Source organism: Sphingomonas sp. (assembly GCF_019242355.1).
Lineage (GTDB): Bacteria > Pseudomonadota > Alphaproteobacteria > Sphingomonadales > Sphingomonadaceae > Sphingomicrobium.
Genome location: NZ_JAFAVR010000215.1, coordinates 1 through 6817, shown reverse-complemented (window position 1 = coordinate 6817; position 6817 = coordinate 1). Strand labels below are relative to the sequence as shown.

Annotated in this window: 8 protein-coding genes and 1 pseudogene; 4 read left to right on the top strand and 5 right to left on the bottom strand. The window is 65.4% G+C overall.

Going from position 1 to position 6817, the window contains the following annotated elements; genetic code table 11:
- A pseudogene (locus JOZ79_RS10645) lies at positions 1 to 426 on the top strand (aminopeptidase); the annotation flags it as partial.
- A 4-nt stretch (positions 427 to 430) separates the two neighbouring features.
- On the opposite strand, the gene JOZ79_RS10640 reads toward JOZ79_RS10645, so the two are convergent.
- Entirely contained in the window at positions 431 to 745 is a 315-nt protein-coding gene (locus JOZ79_RS10640) for a multidrug efflux SMR transporter (RefSeq protein ID WP_294073947.1), read from the bottom strand.
- Positions 746 to 814: 69 nt separating this feature from the next.
- On the opposite strand from JOZ79_RS10640, the gene JOZ79_RS10635 reads away from it, so the two are divergent.
- Together JOZ79_RS10635 and JOZ79_RS10630 are read left to right on the top strand one after the other, a co-directional pair.
- Positions 815 to 2773: a glycoside hydrolase family 125 protein gene (locus JOZ79_RS10635; RefSeq protein ID WP_294073945.1), complete on the top strand. Its 1959-nt coding sequence runs from the start codon at positions 815 to 817 to the stop codon at positions 2771 to 2773.
- Positions 2774 to 2820: 47 nt separating this feature from the next.
- The gene (locus JOZ79_RS10630; protein ID WP_294073943.1) at positions 2821 to 3465 is read left to right on the top strand and encodes a DUF1345 domain-containing protein; all 645 of its coding nucleotides are present in this window, start codon (positions 2821 to 2823) and stop codon (positions 3463 to 3465) included.
- A 3-nt stretch (positions 3466 to 3468) separates the two neighbouring features.
- Here JOZ79_RS10630 and ispG read toward each other — a convergent pair whose 3' ends face one another.
- The 4 genes from ispG to JOZ79_RS10610 form a co-directional block, all read right to left on the bottom strand.
- Positions 3469 to 4602, bottom strand: coding sequence for a flavodoxin-dependent (E)-4-hydroxy-3-methylbut-2-enyl-diphosphate synthase (gene ispG / locus JOZ79_RS10625; protein ID WP_294073941.1), 1134 nt, complete (start codon positions 4600 to 4602; stop codon positions 3469 to 3471).
- Positions 4603 to 4732: 130 nt separating this feature from the next.
- Positions 4733 to 4978, bottom strand: a complete 246-nt coding sequence (locus JOZ79_RS10620) for a hypothetical protein (protein ID WP_294073939.1) — start codon at positions 4976 to 4978, stop codon at positions 4733 to 4735.
- The gene (locus tag JOZ79_RS10615) at positions 4971 to 5180 is read right to left on the bottom strand and encodes a toxin-antitoxin system HicB family antitoxin (protein ID WP_294073937.1); all 210 of its coding nucleotides are present in this window, start codon (positions 5178 to 5180) and stop codon (positions 4971 to 4973) included. The genes JOZ79_RS10620 and JOZ79_RS10615 overlap by 8 nt, the downstream gene beginning before the upstream one ends.
- Before the next feature lie 9 nt (positions 5181 to 5189).
- Positions 5190 to 6089: an SPFH domain-containing protein gene (locus JOZ79_RS10610; protein WP_294073935.1), complete on the bottom strand. Its 900-nt coding sequence runs from the start codon at positions 6087 to 6089 to the stop codon at positions 5190 to 5192.
- Positions 6090 to 6169: 80 nt separating this feature from the next.
- On the opposite strand from JOZ79_RS10610, the gene JOZ79_RS10605 reads away from it, so the two are divergent.
- Positions 6170 to 6817, top strand: a 648-nt coding sequence (locus tag JOZ79_RS10605) for an isoaspartyl peptidase/L-asparaginase (RefSeq protein ID WP_294073933.1), incomplete at its 3' end; no start/stop codon positions are given.

Sequence of the window (6817 nt, the reverse complement as noted above, 5' to 3'; positions counted from 1 at the left end):
GACCTGGTCGCCGAATTCCGCAAGGAGGCGAAGACAGCTGAGCAGCAGCAACTGGTCACCGACCTCTTCGAGAAGATCACCATCTACGACCTCAAGGTGGCCGACGCGAAAACGCGCAAGGACGCCGGCGGCTGGACGACGACGCTGACCATCGCGGCGGACAAATATTACGCGAACGGCAAGGGCGTGGAGACGAAGACGGGGCTCAACGAGCCCATAGAGATCGGCCTCTTTACGGCACGTCCGGGGATCGGAGCCTTCTCGTCGAAGGACGTGATCTCGATGGACCGCTTCCCGGTCCATAGCGGCAAGCAGACGATCACCGTCCACTCCGCCGTCAAGCCGGCCTTCGCGGGCGTCGATCCATATAATTTCTACATCGACCGCAACAGCGACGACAATGTGAAGGACGTAACCGCGAGCTGAAGCATCAGGCGCTCAGCCGAAGCGCGGCGATGGCGCCAACGATGACGAGGATCAGCGCGATGCGGACGGCGCTCGACGGTTCCTGAAACCACAGGATGCCGACGAGCACCGTTCCGACCGCGCCGATGCCCCCCCAGACGGCATAGGCGGTGCCCATCGCGATGCTGCGCGACGCGATTTCGAGAAGGGTCATGCTGACGGCGACGGAGGCGAGGAAAGCCAGTGTCCACGGCAGGTTGCGGAAGCCGTCGACGAAGCGCAGCGAGGTCGTGAATCCGACCTCGAACAGGCCGCCGACGATCAGCCATAGCCAGGGCATCGATGCTCTTCCCATGTTATTGCCGCGCGCGGCGTTGACGATGAGCGCAGTTCGACCATCATGCGCGGCATGACAAGCATCGGATTGGCGAAGACCGGCGTCCTGGTTGCCGCAACTTGCATCGCGCTCCTGTTGGGAAGCGGAGCCGCAGAGGCGCGCGATCATCGCCTGGCGCCGGAGCGTGCCACCGCCCTCGCGCTCGGACCCAATGACGTGATCCCGACCGGCAACGACTGGATCGCCCTGCCGTCGATCCGCGCCAGCGACGGGGCGCTGCAGACCTTCAACGTCATCTCGATGAAGTATCGCGGATTGATCGAGGTCGGCGGTCTCGGCGACCGGCCGCTGATGAAGCCGTTCGTCGACATCGCCGGCATCCGGAGGCCCCTCGCAAACCTGCATTGGTCGATGCGCGATTACTGGATTCCCACCGGCACGATGGAAGCGGACGGCGTGCGCGTCCGGATCACCTATGCCGCCCCGCCGACCAGCCGAGCGGCGATCGTCCGGCTTCAGGTGACCAATTTGCGGTCTGCTCCGGTAGAGGTCGTGCCCGGAATGGTTCTCGACTGGGGAAAGACCAGCCGTGTCACCTACTCGCCGGAGCCCCTGACCGGCAGCCGTCTGATGTCGCCGACCCCGATCGATACCGACATGGAGGTCTACAAATACCAGACCGACGACACGCAGATGGCCTGGGGATTCGCTTATGTGGGGTCGCAGGGCGTACTTCGGGACGAGGGCGGCAATCCGGGGCTGACGGCCGCGCATCCGGCGAGCCTCGCGCCCGGCCAGACGCTCGACATGCACTTTCTGATCGGCACCGGCCTCGACGAATATAGTGCCGCCTATGCGATGCGAGTGCTCAACAAGGCGATCGACCGGTATGGCGTCGACGGCGTGATCGATCAGGCCGCGGACGATGCCCATCGGCGGACGCGCACGACCGGCGATCCCGACCTTGATCGAATCATGAACAGGAACATCCTGTTCACGACCTATTTCGCCTGGGGCCGGGCGATCGACACCGAGCAGTTCGCCGGCATGACGGCGCGCAGCAACCGCTATTATGTCTCGGCCGCATACTGGGATCGCGATGCGATGCTGTGGAGCCTGCCAGCGTTGCTCGACAGCGATCCGGCACGGGCGCGCGAGGCGCTCGACTACGCGCTTGGGGTGCAGGGCCGCGACATCGGCGTCCACAGCCGCTTCATCGACGGTGTGGTGCTGGAGGACGGATTCGAGCTCGACGAACTGGTGGCGCCGATCGTCGGGCTGGCGTCCTATGTCGAGGCGACCGGGGACACGTCCGTGTTCGACCGACACCGCGAGGTGATCGCTACCTTGCTTGATCGTCTGCAGGCACAGCGCGACCCAGCAACGGGGCTGTACGCCACGTTCCAGGACTCGCAGGACGAGTATTTGAAGAAGCCGTTCAACGTCTACGACAACGTGCTGACCTGGCGAGCGCTGCGCGACCTGGCGGAGATCGCAGCACGGGACCACAGGCCGCGCGATGCCCGCGCGCTGACTTCCGACGCTGCCCGGCTTTCGGCCGCGATCCACCGCTATGGCATTCGCGACGGCGCGCTGGGCGCCGGGGGACCGATCTTCGCCGCAACGGTCGACATTGCCAACGCCGACTTCGTCGACATTCCGCCTGGCTCGCTGATGAAGCTGCCCGCGCTGGGCTTCGTCAGCGAGCAGGACCCCGTGTTCCGCCGCACCTACGACTGGCTGCATTCGCGAAATTACCAGTACAGCTATTTCGACCAGCCCTATGGGCTTCCAGGCAGCTACCGGCTCCCCTTTACGACCTCATGGGAAGTCGCCGACCACCTGCGATTGAACGCGGGCCGCGCCCAGGCACTCAAGGTCCTCAAGCACAGCCCGTGGGACGGCGGCATCATCACCGAAGGCGTGAAAGCCGATACCGGCATTCCCGACACGCAGGGCTTGGCCTTCGCGACGGCCGCTGGCTACGTCGCCCATGCCATCTGCGAGCAATATTGCGTCGATCGGAAGTAGCCGCTGCTTTCACTTTACGCGCGGCGGCGAGGCGATATCGTGCCGGGATGGCGAAAGGGGCCGGCATTGGAAACAGCATCGCGCCCTGGCGCTTCCTGCTGTTCATCGGATTGCTGATTGTCGGCGTTCCCGTTCTTCATCCTGCACTCCAGCGCTGGGCGCTGGCCGGAATGGCCGCATTCGATGTCTCGGCGGCGATCTTCCTGCTTTTGTGCATTCCGCTGCTGCGGACGAGCGAGGCTGCCACAATTCGCGAACATGCAACCCAGAATGATGCCAACCGCCGCATCCTGCTCGGCGTTACCGGTGTCGTCATCGCCGTGCTTCTGACGGCGATCACCGCCGAGACAATCGGCCACAATCCGCAGCCCCTGACCAAGGCCCTGATCATCGGCACGCTCGCGCTCGCCTGGCTGTTCAGCAACACCGTCTACGCGCTTCATTACGCGCACCTGGCCTACATGAAGCCGGACATTGGCTGCTCCGGGCTCGACTTCCCGGGCACGCCCGAGCCGATATACTGGGACTTCGTCTATTTCGCTTTCACGTGCGGGATGGCGTTCGCGACCTCGGACGTCGCGATCAAGGACCAGCACATCCGCCGCGTCGTGACCGTGCATTGCCTCGCCGCCTTTGCGTTCAACATCGGCGTTCTGGCCTTTACGATCAACGTTCTGGGAGCGAGCGCCTAGCTCCTATTCGGCGGCGTCCAGGGTGACGGCCGGCTCGCTCGCAGCCTCGATCTCTGCGGCCTTGGCCTCGACCAGCCGGACGATATGGTCGATCATGTCCGCGTCCTGGACATGGTGGTCGGTGACGCCCGACAGGAAGACCATGTGCTTGCCGTTGCCCCCGCCGGTGATGCCGATGTCGGTCTCGCGCGCTTCCCCCGGCCCGTTGACGACGCAGCCAAGCACGCTGAGCGACATGGGCGTGCGGATATGCTGCAGCCTTTGCTCGAGCGCCTCGACGGTGCGGATCACGTCGAAGCCCTGACGAGCGCAGCTTGGGCAGGAAACCACGCGCACCCCGCGGCTGCGGATTCCAAGCGACTTCAGGATCTCGTAGCCGACGCGGACCTCTTCCTCCGGCTCGGCCGAGAGGGACACGCGGATGGTGTCGCCGATTCCGGCCCATAGCAAATTGCCGATGCCGATCGCTGACTTGACCGTGCCTCCGATCAGGCCGCCCGCCTCCGTGATGCCGAGATGCAGCGGGCAGTCCACTTCGCTCGCGAGCTGCATGTAGGCGGCGACGGCGAGGAACACGTCCGAGGCCTTCACCGCGACCTTGTAATCGCGGAAGCCATGGTCCTCGAGGATGCGGATATGGTCGAGCGCGCTCTCGACCAGCGCCTCGGGGCAGGGCTCGCCGTATTTCTCGAGCAGGTCCTTCTCGAGGCTGCCGGCATTGACGCCGATGCGGATGGCGCAGCCGTTGGCGCGAGCGGCGGCGATGACCTCGCGCACCCGCTCCTCGGAGCCGATGTTGCCCGGGTTGATGCGTAGGCAGGCGGCGCCGGCGTCGGCCGCCTCGAGCGCGCGCTTGTAGTGGAAATGAATGTCGGCGACGATCGGCACCCGCGCGGCGCGGACGATCTCGCGCAGGGACGCGGTGGCGTCCGGCGTCGGGCAGGACACGCGAATGATGTCGGCGCCCGCCTCCTCACACCGGCGGATCTGGTCGATCGTCGCCTTCGCATCCTCGGTCGGCGTGTTGGTCATCGTCTGCACGGTGATCGGCGCGTCGCCGCCGACGGGGACGTCGCGAAGCATGATCTGACGGGACGGACGGCGGTCGATGGTACGCCAGGGACGGATCGAAGACATGGGTGGCTATATAGGCCGTTGAGCCTCCGGGGAAAACCAGTCGGTAGTGACGCTTCAGACGCTCGGCAGAGCGTCGGTCATTCGACGGCAAGGCTGGAACGATCGTGCCTGCACTTGTGACAAATCGTCCCTAATCGTCGTCGCCCCAGCGCCAGCGCCAGCCGCCCCTGGTCGTGCGGGCGACGATGACGATGAAGGCGACGGTCGCGATCGTGACGATGCTGACGTAGCCGACGATCGTGTACGGAATCAGGAACCCCGCGGCGGCAACCAGGATGATGAACCCGATCATCAGCACCCAGCCCTGCCACGCGATAGGAAGACCGCTCCCGTAGCCGTAGCGCTTCGGCTTGAACCATTCCGGCCCCTCACTCATCGCTTTTCTCCTTCGGCGGCCGTCCGCGCTTGCGTGGCTTGGGGTTCGCCAGCCGCACGCCGCGAGCTTTCAGAGCCTCGCGGATGAGGCACTCGACCTGCGCATTGACGCTTCTCAGGTCCGCGGCCGCACAGCGTTCGACCGCCGCCCACAAGGCGGGGTCGACGCGCAGTGGATACGCCTTGCGGTCGCCGCCCGGCACGACGCCTCCTTACTGATACAGGGTTCCGGTGTTCACGACCGGCTGCGTGTCGCGCTCGCCGCACAGGACGACCATCAGGTTCGACACCATCGCGGCGCGGCGCTCGTCATCGAGCTCGACAACGTTCTTCTCCGACAAGGCGTCGAGCGCCATCTCGACCATTCCTACCGCGCCTTCGACCAGGGTCTGGCGGGCGGCGACTACGGCCTGGGCCTGCTGCCGGCGGAGCATCGCCCCGGCGATCTCCTGCGCGTAGGCGAGATAGGTGAAGCCGCATTCGTCGACGGTAATGCCCGCCACCGCGAGGCGAGCCATCAGCTCCTTGCGAAGCTCGATCCCGACCTCGTCATGGTTGCCGCGCAGGGTGATCTCCTGGTGCTGGAAATCGTCATAGGGATAGCGTGAGCCTATGGTGCGGATGCCGGCCTCGATCTGCACGTTCACGAAGGCGCGATAATCCTGGATGTCGAACAGGGCCTGGGCGGTGTCGACCACGCGCCAGACGATCTGGGCCGCGACCTCGATCGGGTTGCCGCGCAGGTCGTTGACCTTGATCCGGTCGGAAATGAGGTTGTTGGCCCGAAGCGAGACCTTCTTCCTGGCCATCCATGGGAGGACCCAGCGCAGGCCGGTGGTCCGATCGCTGCCGCGATAGTCGCCGAACAAGGTGATTGCCGCCCCCTGATTGGGCTGGAGCATGTAGAAGCCGAGCAGCGTGAACACGAACAGGACACCGGCGGCGATCATGATCGCCACGCTCAAGCCATCGTGCACGTGAGCGACGCGGACGATTGCAAAAATTTCCGCGGCGATCGCAATCAAGAGAACGAGCAGCATGGCATAGCCGCTTACCGCCGCCGCCGGCCGTTCGGTGGTTGCATTCAGTCCGATGACTTGCTCGTCCGCCATCTCATGCCTCCCATTAATTGATATCATAATAATATGGAGAAGCAGAGCTCGTCAACTGGCGCCAAGGTCCGCTCGCGGCTATGCGCGCCGCCATGGGAAAATGGCGACTGATGATTCACGGTGGGGCGGGGTCGATGAGGCCAGGAGCGCTTGCCCCGGACGCGGAGCAGGCAGCGCGCGCTGCGCTGGAACAGGCGCTTGCCGCCGGCGCCGCGATCCTCGATCGACGGGAGGCCGCCGTCGACGCCGTCGAAACCGCGGTTCGCGTGCTCGAGGAAGACCCGAGCTTCAATGCCGGACGGGGGAGCGTTCTCACCGCCGAGGGCCGCATCGAGCTCGACGCGGCCATCATGGACGGGCGTACTCGGCGGGCCGGAGCCGTCGCGGGGCTACGCACGACGCGAGCACCGATCAGCTTGGCGAGGCTGCTGATGGACAAGGGTCCGCACGTCTTCCTGTCAGGGGCAGGGGCCGACCGAGTCGCCGGCGACGGCGGTCTGGAGCAGGTCGCGAACGAATGGTTCGAGACCGCCGAGCGCCGGCGCCAGCTCGACGAGCTTCTCGCCGGGACCGGCTTTGACGACGAAGTGAAATACGGCACGGTCGGTGCCGTCGCCGTCGACGTCGACGGCCATGTCGCGGTCGCGACGTCGACCGGCGGCCTGACGGCGAAGCGCTGGGGCAGGATCGGCGATTCGCCGCTGATCGGGTCCGGCACCTACGCCGAC

What these genes read in the sequence shown, in the direction of transcription:
- JOZ79_RS10635 (WP_294073945.1), top strand. Translation starts at nt 815, where the DNA reads ATGACAAGCATCGGATTGGCGAAGACCGGCGTCCTGGTTGCCGCAACT.
- JOZ79_RS10640 (WP_294073947.1), bottom strand. Translation starts at nt 745, where the DNA reads ATGCCCTGGCTATGGCTGATCGTCGGCGGCCTGTTCGAGGTCGGATTC.
- JOZ79_RS10620 (WP_294073939.1), bottom strand. Translation starts at nt 4,978, where the DNA reads ATGAGTGAGGGGCCGGAATGGTTCAAGCCGAAGCGCTACGGCTACGGG.
- JOZ79_RS10610 (WP_294073935.1), bottom strand. Translation starts at nt 6,089, where the DNA reads ATGGCGGACGAGCAAGTCATCGGACTGAATGCAACCACCGAACGGCCG.
- JOZ79_RS10630 (WP_294073943.1), top strand. Translation starts at nt 2,821, where the DNA reads ATGGCGAAAGGGGCCGGCATTGGAAACAGCATCGCGCCCTGGCGCTTC.
- ispG (WP_294073941.1), bottom strand. Translation starts at nt 4,602, where the DNA reads ATGTCTTCGATCCGTCCCTGGCGTACCATCGACCGCCGTCCGTCCCGT.